This window comes from Rhizobium sp. BK112, assembly GCF_014193215.1.
Classification (GTDB): domain Bacteria; phylum Pseudomonadota; class Alphaproteobacteria; order Rhizobiales; family Rhizobiaceae; genus Rhizobium; species Rhizobium anhuiense.
The window spans coordinates 64,143-81,577 of record NZ_JACHYZ010000002.1; the positions used below are offsets into that span (position 1 = coordinate 64,143).

General features: G+C 60.8%; 21 protein-coding genes. 15 read left to right on the forward strand and 6 right to left on the reverse strand.

Annotation, left to right across the window (positions count from 1 at the left end):
* Position 1: 1 nt before the first annotated feature.
* The 9 genes from FHT75_RS05520 to visR all read left to right on the forward strand — a co-directional run bounded on the left by FHT75_RS05520 (position 2) and on the right by visR (position 7,582).
* Positions 2-469, forward strand: a complete 468-nt coding sequence (locus tag FHT75_RS05520) for a chemotaxis protein CheW (protein WP_028755568.1) — start codon at positions 2-4, stop codon at positions 467-469.
* Positions 466-1,374, forward strand: a complete 909-nt coding sequence (gene cheR / locus FHT75_RS05525; protein WP_183844735.1) for a protein-glutamate O-methyltransferase CheR — start codon at positions 466-468, stop codon at positions 1,372-1,374. Before FHT75_RS05520 ends, cheR begins: the two co-directional genes overlap by 4 nt.
* Positions 1,371-2,414, forward strand: a complete 1,044-nt coding sequence (gene cheB, locus FHT75_RS05530) for a protein-glutamate O-methylesterase CheB (protein ID WP_047613585.1) — start codon at positions 1,371-1,373, stop codon at positions 2,412-2,414. Before cheR ends, cheB begins: the two co-directional genes overlap by 4 nt.
* Positions 2,415-2,804, forward strand: coding sequence for a response regulator (locus FHT75_RS05535; RefSeq protein WP_003556488.1), 390 nt, complete (start codon positions 2,415-2,417; stop codon positions 2,802-2,804).
* Positions 2,801-3,355 (forward strand): chemoreceptor glutamine deamidase CheD, encoded by a 555-nt coding sequence (cheD, locus tag FHT75_RS05540; RefSeq protein WP_028755565.1) that lies wholly within the window; start codon positions 2,801-2,803, stop codon positions 3,353-3,355. The genes FHT75_RS05535 and cheD overlap by 4 nt, the downstream gene beginning before the upstream one ends.
* 16 nt (positions 3,356-3,371) lie before the next feature.
* Positions 3,372-3,761: a hypothetical protein gene (locus tag FHT75_RS05545; RefSeq protein ID WP_028755564.1), complete on the forward strand. Its 390-nt coding sequence runs from the start codon at positions 3,372-3,374 to the stop codon at positions 3,759-3,761.
* A 198-nt stretch (positions 3,762-3,959) separates the two neighbouring features.
* Positions 3,960-5,651: a flagellar basal-body MS-ring/collar protein FliF gene (fliF, locus tag FHT75_RS05550; protein ID WP_183844734.1), complete on the forward strand. Its 1,692-nt coding sequence runs from the start codon at positions 3,960-3,962 to the stop codon at positions 5,649-5,651.
* Between the two features lie 429 nt (positions 5,652-6,080).
* Complete coding sequence (gene visN, locus FHT75_RS05555; RefSeq protein WP_028755562.1) at positions 6,081-6,827, forward strand: transcriptional regulator VisN; 747 nt, start codon at positions 6,081-6,083, stop codon at positions 6,825-6,827.
* Positions 6,828-6,835: 8 nt separating this feature from the next.
* Positions 6,836-7,582 carry a transcriptional regulator VisR gene (gene visR / locus FHT75_RS05560; RefSeq protein ID WP_028755561.1) on the forward strand — a complete coding sequence of 249 codons (747 nt, stop codon included), beginning with the start codon at positions 6,836-6,838 and terminating at the stop codon, positions 7,580-7,582.
* 56 nt (positions 7,583-7,638) lie between these two features.
* Here the strand turns inward: visR and FHT75_RS05565 are convergent, their stop codons facing one another.
* The 6 genes from FHT75_RS05565 to motA form a co-directional block, all read right to left on the reverse strand.
* On the reverse strand, positions 7,639-8,082 hold the full coding sequence (locus tag FHT75_RS05565; protein ID WP_028755560.1) for a hypothetical protein: 444 nt from the start codon (positions 8,080-8,082) through the stop codon (positions 7,639-7,641).
* Between the two features lie 5 nt (positions 8,083-8,087).
* On the reverse strand, positions 8,088-9,167 hold the full coding sequence (gene flhB / locus FHT75_RS05570) for a flagellar biosynthesis protein FlhB (RefSeq protein ID WP_028755559.1): 1,080 nt from the start codon (positions 9,165-9,167) through the stop codon (positions 8,088-8,090).
* 313 nt (positions 9,168-9,480) lie between these two features.
* A complete protein-coding gene (gene fliG / locus FHT75_RS05575; RefSeq protein ID WP_028755558.1) occupies positions 9,481-10,521 on the reverse strand; it encodes a flagellar motor switch protein FliG in 1,041 nt (346 codons plus the stop codon).
* A 28-nt stretch (positions 10,522-10,549) separates the two neighbouring features.
* Positions 10,550-11,137, reverse strand: coding sequence for a flagellar motor switch protein FliN (gene fliN / locus FHT75_RS05580; RefSeq protein ID WP_028755557.1), 588 nt, complete (start codon positions 11,135-11,137; stop codon positions 10,550-10,552).
* A 65-nt stretch (positions 11,138-11,202) separates the two neighbouring features.
* On the reverse strand, positions 11,203-12,153 hold the full coding sequence (locus tag FHT75_RS05585) for a FliM/FliN family flagellar motor switch protein (RefSeq protein ID WP_028755556.1): 951 nt from the start codon (positions 12,151-12,153) through the stop codon (positions 11,203-11,205).
* On the reverse strand, positions 12,154-13,026 hold the full coding sequence (motA, locus tag FHT75_RS05590; RefSeq protein ID WP_028755555.1) for a flagellar motor stator protein MotA: 873 nt from the start codon (positions 13,024-13,026) through the stop codon (positions 12,154-12,156).
* 255 nt (positions 13,027-13,281) lie between these two features.
* Between motA and flgF the strand changes: the two genes are divergently transcribed.
* The 6 genes from flgF (at position 13,282) to FHT75_RS05620 (ending at position 17,423) form a co-directional block, all read left to right on the forward strand.
* Positions 13,282-14,016, forward strand: coding sequence for a flagellar basal-body rod protein FlgF (gene flgF / locus FHT75_RS05595; RefSeq protein ID WP_028755554.1), 735 nt, complete (start codon positions 13,282-13,284; stop codon positions 14,014-14,016).
* A 119-nt stretch (positions 14,017-14,135) separates the two neighbouring features.
* Positions 14,136-15,533: a flagellar protein export ATPase FliI gene (gene fliI, locus FHT75_RS05600; RefSeq protein WP_028755553.1), complete on the forward strand. Its 1,398-nt coding sequence runs from the start codon at positions 14,136-14,138 to the stop codon at positions 15,531-15,533.
* Between the two features lie 2 nt (positions 15,534-15,535).
* Positions 15,536-16,078 (forward strand): hypothetical protein, encoded by a 543-nt coding sequence (locus tag FHT75_RS05605; RefSeq protein ID WP_028755552.1) that lies wholly within the window; start codon positions 15,536-15,538, stop codon positions 16,076-16,078.
* Between the two features lie 184 nt (positions 16,079-16,262).
* A complete protein-coding gene (gene flgB, locus FHT75_RS05610; RefSeq protein ID WP_028755551.1) occupies positions 16,263-16,655 on the forward strand; it encodes a flagellar basal body rod protein FlgB in 393 nt (130 codons plus the stop codon).
* A 4-nt stretch (positions 16,656-16,659) separates the two neighbouring features.
* Positions 16,660-17,076: a flagellar basal body rod protein FlgC gene (gene flgC, locus FHT75_RS05615; protein WP_028755550.1), complete on the forward strand. Its 417-nt coding sequence runs from the start codon at positions 16,660-16,662 to the stop codon at positions 17,074-17,076.
* 2 nt (positions 17,077-17,078) lie between these two features.
* Positions 17,079-17,423 (forward strand): flagellar hook-basal body complex protein FliE, encoded by a 345-nt coding sequence (locus FHT75_RS05620; RefSeq protein WP_028755549.1) that lies wholly within the window; start codon positions 17,079-17,081, stop codon positions 17,421-17,423.
* Positions 17,424-17,435 lie beyond the last annotated feature (12 nt).

Below are 17,435 nucleotides of genomic sequence, written 5' to 3' on the forward strand. Positions count from 1 at the left end.
AATGTCGTACACTGTAAAAAATCTGAACGAGGGGGATCGCGAGCTGATCGCGTTCCGCATCGGGGATCAGGAATTTTGCGTGAACATCATGTCGGTTCGCGAAATCCGGGGCTGGACCCCGGCGACCGCGATGCCGCACTCGCCTGCCTATATGCTTGGTGTCATCAACCTGCGCGGCGCGGTGCTGCCGATCATCGACCTGGCCGCCCGGCTGGGGATGAAGCCGGCCGATCCGACTGCCCGTCATGTCATCATCGTCGCCCAGGTCCGGCGCAAGGTCGTCGGCCTCCTGGTCGACGCCGTCTCCGATATCCTGACGGTGACCGACGAAACCATCCAGCCGACGCCCGAGATCTCCTCCGAACTCGAGCGTCAATTTGCCCGCGGTATTCTCGCCATCGAGAAGCGTATGATCTGCCTGATCGAACTCGAATCCCTCTTTTCAGAGACCGAAAGCGAAGCCGCATGAGTGTAATGGGCGCAAAAGATCAAAGGCAGGGATCCGACGAGGTCCTGGCGAGCGGAGAATATCCGCTGACGCGCCGCGACCTCACGGAGATCGCCGCGATGATCTATTCGGATGCCGGCATCTTCCTCAACGAGACGAAGGCGTCGCTCGTCTATTCGCGCCTGTCGAAACATATCCGCAATCTCGGCCTGTCCGGCTTCCGGGAATATTGCGACCTCGTCGCTTCGCCGGCCGGCGCCCCGGCGCGCCGCGAGATGCTGTCGCATCTGACGACCAATTTCACCCGCTTCTTCCGCGAAAACCACCATTTCGACCATCTGCGCGACCATGTCCTGCCGGACCTGCTGCAGCGGGCGAGATCGGGCGGCAGGGTGCGCATCTGGTCGGCGGCTTCCTCCGACGGCCAGGAACCCTATTCGATCGCGCTGACCGTGCTGTCGCTGATGCCGAATGTCGCCGATTACGACTTCAAGATTCTGGCGACCGACATCGACCCGAAGATCCTGGCGATCGCCCGGGCCGGCGCCTATGACGAGAACGCGCTCGAAACCGTTTCGCCGGCCATGCGCAAGCAATGGTTCAGCGAAGTCGAGGTGCAGGGCCGCAGGAAGTTCCAGGTCGACGACCGCGTCAAGCGGCTGATCACCTACAACGAGCTGAACCTGATGGCGCAATGGCCGTTCAAGGGCAAGTTCGACGTCATCTTCTGCCGCAACGTCGTCATCTATTTCGATGAGCCGACACAGATGAAGATCTGGCAGCGTTTCGCCGGCCTGCTGCCGGAAGGCGGTCATCTCTATATCGGCCATTCCGAGCGTGTTTCAGGCGAGGCAAAACACGTCTTCGACAATATCGGCATCACGACCTATCGCTATACGACCAAGGGTCTCGGGAGGAAGGCATGAGCGCTCCGGCAAGGGTTCTCGTTGTTGACGACTCGCCGACGATGCGCGGGTTGATCACTGCCGTCCTGAGTTCCGATCCCGAGGTCAACGTCATCGGCCAGGCCGGCGACGCGCTGGAAGCGCGCGAGGCGATCAAGCGGCTGAACCCGGACGTCGTGACCCTCGACATCGAGATGCCGAACATGAACGGTCTCGATTTCCTCGAGAAGATCATGACGCTGCGCCCGATGCCGGTGATCATGGTCTCCACCATGACCCATCGCGGCGCCGAGGCGACGCTTGCGGCGCTGGAGATCGGTGCGTTCGACTGTGTCGGCAAGCCGGGTCCGGGCGAACTCAGGCCCTTCGGCGACCTCGCCGAGAAGGTCAAGGCCGCCGCGCGCACGCAGCGCCAGTTCTCGCAGCCCACCGCCGCGCCAACGCCACCGCCCTCCGTCGCCGATTTCCGCGTCGGCCGTAAGATCGTCGCCATCGGCTCTTCAACCGGCGGCGTTGAAGCGCTGATTGCCGTGCTGCAGAAATTTCCGGCCAATTGCCCGCCGACGGTCATCACCCAGCATATGCCGCCGACCTTCACCAAGAGCTTCGCCGAACGGCTGAACCGCCTCTGTGCCCCGGTGGTGCAGGAAGCGACCGATGGGGCCCGCCTCGAAATCGGCAAGATCTATCTGGCCCCTGGCGGCGAGCGTCACCTTCAGGTCAGCGGCGCCTCGGCGCCGTCCTGCCGCCTCGTCGACCGTGCGCCGGTCAATGGCCACCGCCCATCCGTGGACGTGCTGTTCGATTCGGTCGCGGAACTGGCGGGCCGCAACGCCGTCGGCGTGATTTTGACCGGAATGGGCCGCGATGGCGCCGCCGGATTGTTGAAAATGCGCCACGCCGGCGCCAGAACGCTCGGCCAGAACGAAAAAACCTGTGTCGTTTACGGAATGCCAAGGGTTGCCCACGAACTTGGCGCCGTTGAGCAGCAGCTGCCGCTGTCTGCCATCGGTGAAGAAATATTGAAAATGACAGCCGCCCGAAAGGAAGGGACCGAATAAATGTCGATCGCGGAGAAAATCAAAGTTCTGATCGTCGATGATCAGGTAACGAGCCGATTGCTGCTCAGCGACGCGCTGACCCAGCTCGGTTTCAAACAGATCACGTCGGCCGGCGACGGCGAGCAGGGCATGAAGATCATGGCCGAGCAGCCGCACCACCTGGTGATCTCGGACTTCAACATGCCGAAGATGGATGGCATCGGCTTCCTGCAGGCCGTGCGCACCAACCCGAACACCAAGAAGGCGGCCTTCATCATCCTCACCGCTCAGGGTGACCGCGCACTGGTACAGAAGGCGGCCCAGCTCGGCGCCAACAACGTGCTCGCCAAGCCGTTCACGATCGAGAAGATGAAAGCGGCCATCGAAGCCGTGTTTGGAGCCCTGAAATGATCACTGAGGGGGCAGCCCGCCGCGTGCACATCATTCAGGGCGAGTACAAGGTTCTGAGCGATCCGAATGCGGTCCTCTCGACCATTCTCGGTTCGTGCGTGGCTGCGTGTCTCAGAGACCCCATCGCCGGCGTCGGCGGCATGAACCACTTCCTGCTGCCCGGTTCGGCGACCTCGCCGACATCAGGCGGCGATGCCACGCGCTACGGCGTGCATCTGATGGAACTGCTGATCAACGGTCTCCTGAAGCAGGGCGCCCGGCGCGACCGGCTGGAGGCAAAGATCTTCGGCGGCGCGAAGACGATCTCGACATTCTCCAATGTCGGTGAGCAGAACGCGGCCTTCGCCGTGCAGTTCCTGAGGGATGAAGGCATTCCGGTGGTTGGTTCCTCCACCGGCGGAGAGCATGGACGCAAGCTTGAATATTGGCCGGTCTCCGGTCGTGCGCGGCAATACCCCCTGACCGGCGCCGAAACGCAGAGAACCGTCGCTCTCGAGCAGCGTCCCGCCGCTCCGCAGAAGCCCGTCGAAACCAGTATCGAATTTTTTTGATGGCGAGGATTTTCATATGACATTTAACCCGGTGATGGAGCCGCCTGCGCCCGTCGAAGCGCTGAGCGACATCCTGATGCGCATCGTTTCGGAACTGCACGACGTCGCCTATCTGATCGAGCGCATCGAGCCACAGCTTCTCGAACTCGGCGGCGCGGAAATCCTGAATTCGCCGGATGCCATGAAGGTCATGCAGGGCATTGATCTCGCCGTGCAGAAATCGCGCGGCCTTGCCGAATTCATCGACACCATCACCGGCGAAATCCCGCACGGCTGGTCGGTCGACGTCGCAACCGCGCTCAGCCTCGTCAAGCTGGCCGAGATGCAGAAGGCATTGGGCGGCGCCACCCGCCACGGCCATTCCCAGCCATTGAGCAAGGCAGCCGGCGACTTCGATTTCTTCTAAAGCACCTCGCGCCAAACCGGATTCATGCGACATGCTTGTGGATGTCGTTATCCCAAAATCACTATTTTCTTCCGGGCGGCGGCATTAGGCCTTTTCGCTCCCGCAGCGCTTCACGAAACGCTCGCACAAGTTTCGCCGACTATTCGTCTGATGAGGCAATAAGCCTGCTTTGTCTTTGACGGATCGTGCGAGAACAGAATGAATCTGTTAAATCAATTAGTTCAGATCTTTAAGAACTTCGGCTCCCTGGGTCGAACGCGCCTGATGATTCTTGGAGGCGTCGGTGCCATTTCCATCGCAATCGTCCTTGCGGCCGCCCTTTTCGTCAACAAGCCGGCACAGGAAACGCTCTATGTCGGTCTGGATTCGCCGGATCTCAATCAGATCAGCATGGCGCTTGCCGAAGCCAACATCGATTTCCAGGTCGGCACGGACGGTTCCAGCATCAGCGTCCCCGCGGGGTTGACGGGCAAGGCCCGGCTGATGCTTGCCGAGCGCGGCCTGCCGAACAGCGCCAATGCCGGTTACGAACTTTTCGACAATGTCGGCTCCCTCGGCCTGACCTCCTTCATGCAGGAGGTGACGCGGGTTCGAGCGCTGGAAGGCGAAATCGCCCGTACCATCCAATCGATCTCGGGTATAACAGCCGCGCGAGTCCATATCGTCATGCCGGAGGTCGGAAACTTCCGGAAGGCCGAGCAGAAGCCGACCGCCTCCGTCATGATTCGCGCCAGCGCCACCGCCGGGCGCAGCGCGGCGACCTCGATCCGCCACCTCGTCGCCTCGGCCGTGCCGGGGCTTGACATCGATGACGTGACGATCCTCGATTCCGCCGGTCAGCTGCTTGCATCCGGCGACGAGGCGAGCAACAGCTCGCTGAACCGCTCGCTCAACATCGTCCAGAACGTCCAGCAGGAGGTCGAATCCAACATCGACAAGGCGCTGGCGCCGTTCCTCGGCATGGACAACTTCCGCTCCAGCGTTACCGCCGACCTCAACACCGACGCCCAGCAGATCCAGGAAACGACCTACGATCCCGAATCCAAGGTCGAACGCTCGGTCCGCTCGACGAAGGAAGCCCAGCAGTCGCAGCAGAAGACATCCGATAGCGCGACGACGGTCGAGCAGAACATCCCGCAGGCGGCTCCCGAGGCCGGCGGTTCCGCCGGGCCGGAATCGCAGGACAAGTCCGACAAGCGCGAAGAGCAGACGAACTACGAAATCAACAGCAGGACGACGGCGACGACCCGCAACAGCTACAAGGTCGAGAAGCTGTCGATCGCCGTGGTGGTCAACAAGGGCCGCATCGCCAAGATGGTTGGCGAGCCTGCCGATCAGGCCAAGATCGACGCCTATCTTGCCGAGATGCAGAAGATCGTCACTTCGGCGGCCGGTATCGACGCCAAGCGCGGCGACGTGGTCACCGTCACGGCCATGGACTTCCTCGAGAACCAGCTGCTCGAAGACGCCACCGGTGGTGTCCGCGTCATGGACATGCTGAGCCGCAATCTTGCCGGCATCATCAACTCGCTCGCCTTCGTCGCGGTCGCCTTCGTGGTGGTCTGGATGGGCCTGCGGCCTCTGGTGCGCAGCGTCAGCGGCAACGGCGGCGGCTCGGTTCTTGGCGACGCCACGCCGGAAGCGGCCGGCCTCGAGCTTCCCGACTTCGCGCCCGCGGCAGGAGCGTCCGGAGGTGCTCTCATGGACGGCTTCGGGTCCGACTTCGGCTTCGACAGCACCGAGGACCTGCTCAGCCTCGGCGACGACGATGGAAACTTCAACCGTCGCGTCAAGGAAGGCCCGGAACGCAAACTCTCTCGCATGGTCGAGATCAACGAGGAGCGCGCCGCGAAAATCCTCCGGAAATGGGCGATCGACGACGCAGCGTAAGGGAAAGGCCGGGCAACCGGCCTTTTTTATGTCGGTAGCAGGCACTATGTCCTGCAGCGGGATGTATCGGTTCCCGCAAAGCAAATGACGGCCGGCGCCAGCAATTCGAATAGGATATAGGCCTGACTGCAGTGAATACCGCTTTAGAGAAATTTGTTGAGGCATACTCGCGTAAAACGCGAATCAAGTTGCGGTACAGCCAGAATCACCTTAGCCTCCCCTATATCTTGAAGGGCGCGAATGGTGCTCGAATCAGTGCATGGACGGCAGTTGATGTAAATCCCTAGAAGTCGGAGATGGTGATTTACATCGGCTGGCTTACCCTTAGGTGATTCGAAATGGGTTTCGAGCGGGACTTGAATTGAATCCTTTACAGAAAAATTGCTGTTGCACCGAGTTTGATCGTTTCTCAGCCGCAGGACGTTGCCAATGGATATGAACATACTTCAGGCGAGCAAGGGCGAGAGGCAGATGGCGAATTTCGCGAGCGCGGTGGCGCCGGGTCTATTACCGCGCGATGAAGTGATCCAGCGCCTGCACGGTGTCGCCGACACTGGAAGGTTGCAGTCCGGTCTGCGCGCGCTGACGGAGTATGTGGGTGCTTCGCACTATCTTCTGGCGCGCTGCGATCTCATTCAGGAAAGCGGCCTCGATTTCATCGTTTCGTCCGATTGGCCTTTCGATCTGGTCAAGGACATCGCCAATGATCTGGTCAGCGGCTATGCCCGTTCGACCGAGCTGGAAAAATGCATGCAGGTCTTCCAGCCGAATTTTGCGCTTCTGCCGGATAGTGCCGATGTGCCGGACGGCGCCAGCCGCCAATATTGTTCATTGACCTTCAATGTCGGCCGGTCGCGGCTGGCCTTGATGTTCCTGTTCGGCGAAGGGTTCATCCTTTCGCCGGAGCGCCTGCGCGATGTGGGCCTGCTTGCAGGTTATGTCGCGAGCTTCCTCCGCTGCGGTGGCACGAAGGTCGATCGCGATTTTGAATTGACGGACCGCGAGCTCGAATGCCTGTTCTGGATCGCCGAGGGCAAGACCAGCGACGAGATCGCGATGATCCTTGGAATCTCCCGCAATACCATCAACAACTACATCACCAGCGTGATGCGCAAGACGGCGACCAAGACCCGCTCCGAGGCCATTGCCTTCGCCGTCCGCAATAATCTCGTATAGGGGGATCCATGGCACATTCACCAGGCAGGACGATGAGCAGCGCCGAGCAGCTGCGCATGGTGCGTGTGAACAGGATTTCCAGCCGGTCCGATCTTTTTCCGCGGCTGATCGCCATGCAGAAGCTCGCCGATGCGCAAGGCTTTGCGATCTTCCGCGTCAGCGGCTCGGGCCTTCCGGCAAAGCAGCGCCTGGTCTGCGAGCTCGAGAACTGGGGCTCTTCCAATGCCGGTTTCGGCAAGGCCTTCATCGATGCCTACAGCGATATCCTTCTCGACCATATCGACAAGTCGCTGCTGCCGCTCTCATGGGCCGGCGGTCACGATCGCGCGGCGCCCGGCCCGGCCGACTTCTCGCCGTTCATGACGCGGCTGCAGAACGGTATTCTGCCTTTCTCCGGCCTTGCCTTTCCGGTGCGGCTCGGCGCCGTCGGCAATGGTTTCATCCTCTTCACTGGCGATGAGATCGATCCGTCGAGCGATACCATCGTCGAGTTGCACGGTCGCTGCTGCCATATCATGATGGATCTGCTCTCGCTCGATGAACGCCGCACGGCTGCCGCCGAGGCGTTGAGCGAACGCGAGATCGCCTGTCTGCAGCTTGCCGGCGACGGCCGCATCAGCGAAGAGATCGCCGACAAGCTCGGCCTGTCGGTGCACACCGTCAACGCCTATCTCGGCTCGGCGACCATCAAGCTCGATTCCGTCAATCGCATACAGGCGATCGCCAAGGCGATCCGGCTCGGCTACATCAGCTGAACCCGCGCCGTTCTTCTATCCAATGTGGATGAATGCTCGATTGTCTTGAGAGGACGTCAGCCGGCCAGCGCCCGAGGCGGTTGGTTGACGTTGTAACGGGCTTCCCGGAGGCTCTTTTCGAGAAAGACGGTATTCTCGTCAGGATCGGCCGATGGATCCTGGAAAGCGATATGATTGATCTCGATGCCGGCGTGATCTTCGGCAAGGGTGAGCTGGGCATAGACGGTGACGCCGCGTGGCTTGATTTCCAGATCGAGAACGACCTCGGGCTTACCGCCCCACTCCAGCGTATAGTTGCCGCCCAGGCCGAAATTCACTGTGCCCGGATGGAAGAAAAGCTCCGCCGCCGACGCGACGAGATCGGAAAGGTTGCCGTAATACTCGAAGCGCAGCAGTGAAATAAGGTCAGAGGCATCCAGAAGGCGCAGTTCCGTTGCGACCGGGCTGATCGCAACGGCGAGGATCTTTTCACGCTGGGTAGAGTGGGGGCATTTTTTCATTCGGCTTATCTTACCCGTTTGTTCTTGGCGTCTGCGGCGTAGACCCGGTGGATCAGCTCCGCAACGGCCTTGTAGAAGACTGACGGTATGACACTATCGATCGAGACTTGCGCAAACATGGAGCGCGCAAGCGGAGGATCCTCGAACACCGGTATGCCGTTCTGCTCGGCGATCTCCCTGATTTTGAGCGCGACGAGGTCCTGGCCCTTGGCCAGCACCACCGGTGCGTCGTTTTCTTCACGCGCGTAACGCAGCGCCACGGCATAGTGCGTCGGGTTGGCGATGACGAGCGTCGCCCGGTGCACATTGTTGATCATACGCCGGCGCGCGCGGTCGCGCATCAGCGAGCGCTGCCGGCCCTTGACGAAGGGGTCGCCCTGCGCCTGCTTGTTTTCTTCCTTCACCTCGTGGCGTGTCATCTTCAGTTCGGTGAACCAGTGATGGCGCGTCCAGAAAAGATCGGCAATCGCCACGATCGCGGTGGCGATCAGCATGACGACGATGATCTTGCGCATCGCTGTCGTCGTCCGCACGAGGATGGTCTGTGGATCGGAGAACATCGCGTCGATCGAGCTGAAATATTCGCTTCTCATCACGAAGAACAGGATGATGCCGACGATGACGACCTTGAACAGCGACTTTCCGAATTCGATGAGGCCGGGCAGGCTGAACAGCCGCGTCCAGCCTTTGACCGGGGAGATGCGCGAGAACTGCGGCCGGATACGTTCGAGCACCGGTGTCGGCAGGTTCTGGAAGACGGCGGAGGCGATGCCGAACACCATGAACAGGATGAAGGCGGGCGCCACCAGCGCCGCACTTGCCCAGCCGATCCGGACGAACAGCGATAGGATATCCGGCCCCGTCTCGATTTTCCATTGGTCGGGCTGCTCGAAGATGTCGCGCAGCGTTTCCGTCATGCGCCCGACGCTGTCGGGGAGGAAGAACACCAGATAGATGTAGGTGGCGAGAATGGTCGCGAAGATCGACAGCTCGCGCGAAAACGGCACGTTGCCTTTTTCCGCGGCATCGGTTTGCTTTTTCGCGGTCGGGGCTTCTGTTTTGCTGTCCTTGTCATCGTCTGCCAAGTCGCGGCCCTCCGTCAAAGAAATAGGCTGCAGCTAATGCATGCCGCCCAAAATGTGCAGCGGTTTTGGGATGACGACATGCATCAAAACAAAGACCCAAAGCGCGTCGCAGGAACCGGGTTCTCTGCGACGCGCTTTGGAGCGCAGCCTATTGCTGGAAGGGTAGTCGCCTGTGGCACGGCGATCAACAGCTGCCGTACGGCATGCCGGATTTGTCAACAGTCTCGAAGTGCCGATGCATGCAACGGGAAAACGACGTGCACAATAGACGGAGCGAAAACGAGTCGCATGAATCAGCGCACTGCGACGCGTTTTAGGCGGCTGCCGAAGCGTCGCCTTCCTTCTCCTTGAGTTCGATCTGGCCGGAATTGGCCAGGCGAATCGCTTCCTGCGCCACGGCGCGGCGGGCAATCGCGATCTCGCGCGGATTGACGCCGCCCATGCCGCTCTGCAGATCCGATTCGATCATGCGGCGCTGGCGTGGGCTGATGGCCGAGAGAACCGATTCGCGGATCTCGGGGGGCGACCCGCGCAGCGCGACGGTGAGCACATCCGTCGAAATGTCGTTGAGCAGCAAGACGCGGCTGCGCTGCGGCATGTACATGAGGTCTTCGAAGAGGAAGATCTTCGGGCGGACCTTGTTGACCGATTCGCGGCTGATCGATTCGAGCGAGGTGAGCAGCGTGTCGACCTGCGGCTTGTCGAGTTCGTTCATGAGATCGGCGACCTTCGTCGAGCCGGCCGCATTGCGCTCTGCCTCGACCTCGGCAAGCAGCGTCATGACCTGGTTCTCGATGATCTGCGCGGCCTTCGGGCTGACCGTCTTCATGTTGACCGTTCTGTTCATGATGTCGGCGCGACGATTGTCGGGGAGTTGCAGCAGCACCTTGGCGCCGAAGTTGGAAGGCATCATCGAAAGAATATAGGCGACGGTCTGCGGATGTTCGCGCAGCAGGAACTGTGCGACGAATGTCGGCTCCGCTTCGCTGAGGCGATCCCAGATCGAGGTTTCATAGGCTTGGAATGCGGTGCGACGGCCAAGCAGGCTGTCGACCTCGTCGGGCGTCAGGCCTTCTTCGAGAATGGCCTCGATCGCCTTGGCGTTGTCCATCAGTCCGGCGCCCTCGGTGAAGAGGTCCTCGAACTCGGCGACGAGCAGCAGCAGTTCATCCGGCGGAATGGCACGAAGCGACTGGGCGGATGAGATAATGGTCTGAAGTTCGGCCTGGGTGAAATACTTCAGCAGCCGGCCGGCGACGCCCTTTCCCATAGCGAGAAGAACAGCCGCCGCCTTTTCAGCCTGGGTCAACGGTTTCCCGGCTAGCGCGCCGCCGAAATCGTCAAAGTCCATCATGGTCTAACCTCTCCGTCCCACACAGGGATCAGGCTTTTTTCGTACTCAAAACTTCTATCAGTTTCACACCGAATCGCGTGTCGTCGTGATCAAGCACCGTAATTTCGCCGCGTGCAATCCTGCGGCCGTTCACCATGATCTCGACGGGTTCGCCGATCTTCTTGTCGAGGGCGATGGTCGCCCCTTCATTGAGGTTCATCAGGCCGGAGACCTGCATGCGGCTGGTGCCGAGCATGATCTGGACATCGATCGGAATGTCCATGATCAGATCGAAATTGGAATTCAAAGCGCTGCCGAGCGGAGCCGGCGAACCCTCGAAAGAGGCGCTGCTGCCGAAATCCATGCCGGCAGCCTGGCTGGCATTGCCAGCGCCGAAATCGCCGCCGAAGTCGTCGCTGCCGAAGGGGCTTTCCGAAGCCTCGCCGCCGAAGGCCGCCAGGTCCGTTCCTGTCGCGAAAGGGTCGCTCTGTAGGTCGTCGCCAAACTGCGGCAGGTCGCCATCGGCATCCTGCTTCAGCACGCCGCGCAGATCGTCGATCGCCTGGTCGAGATCCGCTTCGCTACCCGGAATATCCAGGGAGAGGTCGCTGTTCTGCTGTGTTTTCTTCGTAGCCATGAAATCACTATTCCAGTTGAAACTTGCCTCAAACTGCCTTTGCAGCCCAAAAGCCAGAGAACCGATTAATTCATTAAATGACGGATGAGCTCGTCATCCGAGTTCATCGTATCCTTGACGCGGACCATGTAGTTTTCGCCTGAACGCCCGAACTCGCACACATACAATTCCTTGCTGTTGGCGCTGACCTCGACGCGCACGTCGCCGCTGTCGTGGAACGGAATGACGTCGCCGACCATCAGCTTCGATATCGTGCGCAGCGTCAGGTCCTGCAGCCTGATCTTGGCCTCGAGCGTGACATGCGAGCGGCGGACCTGGTCGCCGAGCTGTTCGGTCCATTCCGCCGAGCTGCTGCCAGCCTGGCGCTTCGGCTTCGGCGGCGTCACCTTGGTCTTGAGCAGGGCGGTCTGCGGGACGATCAATGCGAATTCCGAAACGATGCCGGCAAGGGTGATCGACATGTTGATGGCGGCGGCGAACTCGTCCGGGCGATCCTCGGCCGAGCGGGCGCGTGTGTCATGGGGGTGCGGAGCCGAAAGGCTCGGTTCGAAGCCGCCCGGCGCGTTGACGGCCGAGCGCAGCACCTTGGCGATCTTGTCGAAGACCATGACCGCCAGATCGAGTTCGATGATCGAAAGCACCCGGTCGGCGGGTTCTTCGATCGTATCGGCGGTGGCGCCGAGCAGGTGCTCCATCAGCGTGATGACGAACCCGTTGCCGCAGACAAGCGTAATGTTCTGCGACCAGTTGCGCAGCGTCGCGTCGACGAGCGTGACGTTCGCACTCAGGTCGTCGACCAGATGGTTCTTGTAGCCGATCTCGCAGCCGAGATAGTTGACCGTCACGTCGAGCCCGGTCTCGCTTTTGATGACGTCGGGAAAGAATTCGCTGTAGATTTCCCCAAAGGAGCTGCAGATCTTGGCGACCCTGCCTTTGTCGCCAAGCCCGCCTGTCAGTTTGGCGAGAAGGGCAGGATCCATAGCCGGTTTGTCGTGCGAAGCATTGCTCATGGTCATTTAAGCCGCCTTGTTTTCGCCGCCTGGATTCATCATTTCCTGTTCGACCGCATCGATGGACGGACGCTCGTAGGCCGAAATCGTCTTGCGGCCGTATTCGAGAGCGACCTGCGGCACCGACCCGTTCATATAGGCAAGCAGTGTCTGCTTGACGATGACGTAGAGGCGGTGCTGCTTGTTGCGTACCACCTTGATCTGCGAGACCAGCGGCGAGCAGACGCAGTAAGACAAGAGAATGCCGAGGAAGGTGCCGACAAGCGCCGAGCCGATCAAATGGCCGAGCACTTCAGGCGAATCATTGATGTGGGCCATCGCCTTGATGACGCCGAGAACGGCCGCGACGATGCCGATCGCCGGGAAGGAATCGCCCATGATCTGGATCGCGTGGTAGGGCTTCATCTTGTCGTGCATGATGGTGTTGAGCTCTTCATCCATCAGCGCTTCGATCTCGTGGCTGCGCGCGTTGCCGATGATGATCAGGCGCACGTAGTCGCAGATGAACGCTGTCAGTTCCTTGTTCTTTAGAACAGTCGGAGCCTGCTGGAAGATCGTCGATTCGGCCGGATTGTCGATATGGGCTTCGATTTCGTTGCGCGACTTGGTGCGCAGGTCGCGCATCAGCGAATAGAGCACGCCGAGCGTGTCGAGATAATTGCGTTCCTTCGGCACGGCGTGCTTGAAGGCTTCGCCGAGCGCCTTGCCGGAATCCTTCACCACCTTCATCGGGTTCGCCATGATGAAGCTGCCGAGACCGGCGCCACCGATGATGACGAATTCGAAGGGCTGGAACAGGGCGTCCACGTGGCCGCCCATCGCCATGAAGCTGCCGATGACACAGCCGCAAGTCACTATAAATCCGATAATGATATTCATCGTCAGCCCAATCTGAACGTTACTTTTCTCTAAGACGGATAGGATTTCTGCCTTGCGTGAGGCTGATGAAAAGGCCGCTCGCAAGGCATTTCCACGTGCCAGCTTCGCGCAAGCATCTGCCGTCAGTCTAAAGGAGACGAATGGGTGTCCGCACCCGTTTTCTGAGATGCCGCCTCAGCGAAATCCCGGCCGAACCACTCAAGACGACGCCCGGCTTTTCGTTCCGTTCATCGCCAATGCTTGGAGCTTACCGACATGCAATCCGGTCTTTATGTTTCTCTGTCGTCGCAGATGGCCCTCGAAAAGCGCCTGAACACCATCGCGGACAACATGGCGAACGTGAACACCACCGGTTTTCGCGCCACAGAGGTGAAGTTCGACGAGATGGTGGCGAATACCAAGAACAAGCTGAATACCAAGGTCGCCTTCGTTTCCCAGGGCAACGACTACCTGAACGAAGGAAATGGCGAACTGCAGCATACCGGCAACATGCTCGATTTCGCCATCAAGGGCGATGCCTGGTTTGCGCTCGATACGCCGGCCGGCCGCGTGCTGACGAGGGACGGGCGCTTCACGATCAAGGATACCGGCGAACTCGTGTCGATCAGGGGATATCCCGTTCTCGACGCCGGCGGCGCGCCGATCCAGCTCAACACCAAGGGCGGCGAGCCGGCCGTCGGCACCGACGGCATCATCTATCAGGCCGACCGCCAGGTCGCTTCGCTTGGTCTGTTCGAAGCCGATATCAGCAAGGGTTACCTGCGCTACGAAAACAGCGGCATCATGACCACCGACCAGCCGCGCGCCGTTGTCGACCGCTTCAATATCGGTGTCGAGCAGGGCTATCTCGAAAACTCCAATGTCAACGCCATGCGCGAGATCACCCAGCTGATCGAAGTCAACCGCGCCTTCGAAAGCGTTTCGTCGCTGATGCGTGACAGCGAGGATTCCTTCAAGGAAGCCGTCCAGACGCTTGGGGGCAGCCGTTGATGCATGTCGCCCAAAAGTGTCCGGCGGTTTTGGGAGGACGGCATGCATAAGAGCAGAGATCCGAAATACACCGCATGCAGCATGCTGCACGCGGTGTATTTCAGGGCGGGATTTGAAGCATGAGCACCAAGCTACTGTCCGAGGACGGCCTTTCCCCGAAACTGGCGCATCTGACAGGCCTCGTCGAGCGCTATGCATCGCCGGAGTTCGCCGTCGCCCATGGCGGTCGCGTGCAGACCATCGCCGCCGGCCATTACACGGTGCGCGGTCTCTCCCGCCATGTTCGTCTCGGGGAGTTCGTCGCCCATAAATCGGCGACCGGCATCCATCTCGGCGAGGTCGTGCGCGTCGAGCCGGACCTGATCTATGTCTGCCCCATCGAACCCGGCGAGCCGATCGGCATCCACGATACGGTCATCCGCAAGGGCGCCTTCCGCATTTCGCCGTCGGACAGCTGGTGCGGGCGCACCGTCAACTCGCTTTGCGAGCCGATCGACGGGCTGGGTCCGATCACCGAGGGCCTCGATCGGCGCTCGATCTCCAACACCGCGCCGCCTTCGATGACCCGCAAGCGTGTCCAGACCGGCTTCAAGACCGGGGTGCGCGCCATCGACATCTTCTCGCCGCTCTGCCTCGGACAGCGCCTCGGCATCTTCGCCGGTTCCGGCGTCGGCAAGTCGACGCTTCTGTCCATGCTCGCCCGCGCCGATGCCTTCGACAAGGTTGTCATTGCTCTCGTCGGCGAACGCGGCCGCGAGGTGCGCGAATTCATCGAGGATACGCTCGGCAGCAATATGAAGAAGGCGATCGCCGTCGTCGCCACCAGCGACGAGAGCCCGATGCTGCGCAAGATGGCGCCGCTGACGGCGGTCACCATCGCCGAGCATTTCCGCGACAAGGGGGAGAACGTCCTCTTCATCGTCGACAGCGTCACGCGTTTCGCCCATGCGATCCGCGAAGTGGCGACCGCCTCCGGCGAGCCGCCGATCGCGCGCGGCTATCCCGCGTCCGTCTTCACCGAACTGCCGCGGCTGCTGGAACGCGCCGGTCCCGGCCCCGAGGGCGCCGGCACCATCACGGCGATCATCTCGATCCTCGTCGACGGCGACAACCACAACGACCCGATCGCCGACTCGACGCGCGGCATTCTCGACGGTCACATCGTCCTGCAGCGCAGTCTCGCCGAAGAAGGGCGTTATCCGCCGATCGATCCGCTGGCCTCGATCTCGCGTCTCGCCCGCAAGGCCTGGACGCCGGACCAGGAAAAGCTGGTGTCGCGGCTGAAAGTGCTGATCCACCGCTTCGAGGAGACGCGCGACCTGCGCCTGATCGGCGGTTATCGCCAGGGCGCCGATCCCGATCTCGACATGGCGGTCAAGCAGGTGCCCATCATTTACGACGTCCTGAAGCAGTCGCCGGGCGACCGTGACTCGCCCGATGCCTTTGCCGATCTCGCCGGCGCGCTCAAGGCCGCAGCCGGTATGGGCAATCAGGGCGGACAGATTCAGAGGAGATAGACGTGGCTGAATTCGACGACGAACGCATCGCTTCCTTGAAGCAGCGCAGGAAGACCGCCATGCTGGATCGGCTTCTGACCTTCACCGGCCTGGCGCTGGCCGGCGCCGCCGCTTTCTTCCCCTGGTATGTGTTCTTCAACGAGGACAAGTTCGGCATCAACGTCGCCGCCAGCGGCAATTCGCGCGACCTGCCGGATTGGCCGGCCCGCAACGTCTTCAGCGTCTCGCCGCTTGCCATGGTCAACAAGAACGAGGGAGAGAAGAAGACTCCGCCGATCGATCCGCTGACGACGGCGACGGTCTCCGATCTCGGCAAGGAGCGCGATGGTGGCCCGATACTGGAAGATCAGCCCTTTCCCGGCAAATCTTCCTTCCGCCTGCTGCACGTCTCCAATGGCCGGGCGCTGATCGAGGATACCTCGGGCATGTATGTGGTGCGCATCGGCTCGATCCTGCCCGACGAAAGCCGCCTTGCGGCCCTCGAGCAGCGCGACGGAAAATGGGTGATCGTCACCTCCAAGGGCGAGACCTACCAGAACAATTGAACCTGCCGCAGGTGCCGAACACGACAGGGGCTCCGCCGCGAACCGGCCGGAGCCCGGTTTCTTTTTGGAGCCCGCTTTCTTTTAGCCGTGGCCTTCTCCGAAAAGCGGCTCGAAGCCTGAATTCCCGTAAGTCCCACGCAAGATTACCGCACTAGGTTCGGGGCAGTAAAAACGGAGAGTTCCCATGCAACCGATCCAACTTTTCGACTTGGCTTCGCGACAGGCGGAATGGCTGACGGTCCGTCAGCAGGTTGTTGCCAGCAACATCGCGAATGCCAATACCCCGAAGTTCCATGCCAAGGACGTCACGCCCTTTGACGCCGTGCTCGACAATGCCGATATCACCATGGCGCGCACCAATCCGGCGCATCTGAGCGGCAATGATTTCAGCGACAGCGGCGATATCGACGTCAAGGATGCAGCACTCGACCAGGAAATCGGCATCCAGGAATCCGGCAATACGGTCGGTTTGGCCGAAGAGCTCTCCAAGTCGGGCGATATCAAGCGCCAGTACGATCTGAACACCTCGCTGGTCAGTTCCTTCAACCGCATGATGTTGATGACCGTCAGGAAGTAAATTCATGGATCCGCTTTCAGCAGCAATGAAAATCGCCGGTTCGGGACTCGAGGCACAGTCGACGCGTCTGCGCATCGTCTCGGAGAACATCGCCAACGCCCGCTCGACCGGCGACACGCCCGGCGCCGACCCTTATCGCCGCAAGACGATAACCTTCGGCCAGCAGATGGATCGCACCAGCGGCGTTGAGACGGTCAACGTCAAGAAGGTCGGTGTCGACGAAGGCGACTTCAGCACGGAATTCGACCCCAGCAATCCGGCTGCGGACCAGAAGGGCGTCGTCAAGCTGCCGAACGTCAACATCCTCGTCGAGATGGCCGACATGCGCGAAGCCAACCGCTCCTATGACGCCAATCTGCAGACGATCAAGCAGACCCGCGATCTCATCTCCTCCACGATCGATCTCCTGAAGAGCCAATAATAATGATCAGCAGCGTCCAGAATGTCAGCAACCTTTCGATGACCCGCGCGCTTGGCGCCGTCGACACCGAAAATTCCGCCTCGTCGTCTGCCGCCGCCACCATGCCGGGCACCGCCGGTGCGGCTAATGGCGTGAGCTTCGCTTCCGTCATGGGCAACATGGCGAGCGATGCGGTCAGCAGCCTGAAGGGTGCGGAAAGCATGTCCTTTGCCGGGATCAAGGGCACGGCGACGACGCGTGAAGTCGTCGATTCCATGCTCCAAGCCGAGCAGACGCTGCAGACCGCGATTGCCATCCGCGACAAGGTCGTCTCGGCCTTTCTCGAAGTCACCAAGATGCAGATGTAACTGATTTGAGGA

Coding starts and splice junctions, on each gene's coding strand:
- FHT75_RS05520 (WP_028755568.1), top strand. CDS start 2: ATGTCGTACACTGTAAAAAATCTGAACGAGGGGGATCGCGAGCTGATC.
- cheR (WP_183844735.1), top strand. CDS start 466: ATGAGTGTAATGGGCGCAAAAGATCAAAGGCAGGGATCCGACGAGGTC.
- cheB (WP_047613585.1), top strand. CDS start 1,371: ATGAGCGCTCCGGCAAGGGTTCTCGTTGTTGACGACTCGCCGACGATG.
- FHT75_RS05535 (WP_003556488.1), top strand. CDS start 2,415: ATGTCGATCGCGGAGAAAATCAAAGTTCTGATCGTCGATGATCAGGTA.
- cheD (WP_028755565.1), top strand. CDS start 2,801: ATGATCACTGAGGGGGCAGCCCGCCGCGTGCACATCATTCAGGGCGAG.
- FHT75_RS05545 (WP_028755564.1), top strand. CDS start 3,372: ATGACATTTAACCCGGTGATGGAGCCGCCTGCGCCCGTCGAAGCGCTG.
- fliF (WP_183844734.1), top strand. CDS start 3,960: ATGAATCTGTTAAATCAATTAGTTCAGATCTTTAAGAACTTCGGCTCC.
- visN (WP_028755562.1), top strand. CDS start 6,081: ATGGATATGAACATACTTCAGGCGAGCAAGGGCGAGAGGCAGATGGCG.
- visR (WP_028755561.1), top strand. CDS start 6,836: ATGGCACATTCACCAGGCAGGACGATGAGCAGCGCCGAGCAGCTGCGC.
- FHT75_RS05565 (WP_028755560.1), bottom strand. CDS start 8,082: ATGAAAAAATGCCCCCACTCTACCCAGCGTGAAAAGATCCTCGCCGTT.
- fliG (WP_028755558.1), bottom strand. CDS start 10,521: ATGATGGACTTTGACGATTTCGGCGGCGCGCTAGCCGGGAAACCGTTG.
- fliN (WP_028755557.1), bottom strand. CDS start 11,137: ATGGCTACGAAGAAAACACAGCAGAACAGCGACCTCTCCCTGGATATT.
- FHT75_RS05585 (WP_028755556.1), bottom strand. CDS start 12,153: ATGACCATGAGCAATGCTTCGCACGACAAACCGGCTATGGATCCTGCC.
- motA (WP_028755555.1), bottom strand. CDS start 13,026: ATGAATATCATTATCGGATTTATAGTGACTTGCGGCTGTGTCATCGGC.
- flgF (WP_028755554.1), top strand. CDS start 13,282: ATGCAATCCGGTCTTTATGTTTCTCTGTCGTCGCAGATGGCCCTCGAA.
- fliI (WP_028755553.1), top strand. CDS start 14,136: ATGAGCACCAAGCTACTGTCCGAGGACGGCCTTTCCCCGAAACTGGCG.
- flgB (WP_028755551.1), top strand. CDS start 16,263: ATGCAACCGATCCAACTTTTCGACTTGGCTTCGCGACAGGCGGAATGG.
- flgC (WP_028755550.1), top strand. CDS start 16,660: ATGGATCCGCTTTCAGCAGCAATGAAAATCGCCGGTTCGGGACTCGAG.
- FHT75_RS05620 (WP_028755549.1), top strand. CDS start 17,079: ATGATCAGCAGCGTCCAGAATGTCAGCAACCTTTCGATGACCCGCGCG.